The organism is Campylobacter sp. IFREMER_LSEM_CL1097 (genome assembly GCF_025772225.1).
Lineage (GTDB): Bacteria > Campylobacterota > Campylobacteria > Campylobacterales > Campylobacteraceae > Campylobacter_D > Campylobacter_D lari_D.
The window spans coordinates 1-905 of sequence record NZ_JAKMRT010000048.1; the positions used below are offsets into that span (position 1 = coordinate 1).

The window sequence follows — 905 nt, forward strand, 5'->3', positions numbered from 1 at the left end:
AACGTAAGTATTCTAAAATTTGAATCTCATTAATTTTTTTAGATTGCTCATATTTTACCTTCATTATCAACTTACTAATAAAATCACACAAATATTTTTGGCATTTTTTAAAAATATCATTGTGTTGTTTTAAAATTTCATAATGATCTTTTTTCATATATAAAACTAAGTTTTCATATTCTCCACTATCATGAATAAAACAACTAGTTACATCTAGAAAATTTCCCACAGTTCTATTTACAGTTGTAATAATTATTTTAATATTTATACCGTTAATACTGACCAGAAGATTTTTTGGAAGAATAAAATCAAAAACACCAGTCATCCTAGTTTTAAAAACCGTAAGATTATCTAACGATGGTGCTTTAAAGTTAAATTTTTTAGATAGCTTACACATTGTATCAAAGGCATTATCACAATTAATATCCTCCATATCCATAAAAAAAATTTTATTTTTGTTTTTATTTAAAAAATCTATATAGTGAGTATTAACCATAAAAAGAGTATCTTTTTTTTCTTTTAAAAAATAATCCAAAAATTCCACAGAAACACTTGAAGAGTTCATCAAAAAACAAGTACAATCTAATATTTTAGACGGCTCATCTTCTAATGTGATATTGTTTAAAAATTCACCTTTAGGATAAATATGATTAACATGTGTTTTTAACCTAGAAATAGGATCTCTAGTAACATATATAATAGTATCAGCCTGAATAAATTTCAAAAAAACATTCTTTTTTATTTCAAAATTTATATAAACTTCTAAATTTTGATATATTTTATATTGATTATATATGTTTTGATATACCACTTGTTCATTTGAATTCAAATAATAACTCACAAGTTGAATACCGCATTCAAAAAAAAGTCGTTCCATTGCCAAATGTCCAGAAGCCGAATCATGA

At 23.6% G+C, this 905-nt stretch carries 1 protein-coding gene; it reads right to left on the minus strand.

All coding sequences use genetic code 11. The features are described 5' to 3' along the window. Positions 1-877: DUF2972 domain-containing protein (locus tag L8W64_RS08860; RefSeq protein ID WP_263673553.1), on the minus strand; the 877-nt coding region annotated here is incomplete at its 3' end. Between the last annotated feature and the right edge of the window lie 28 nt (positions 878-905).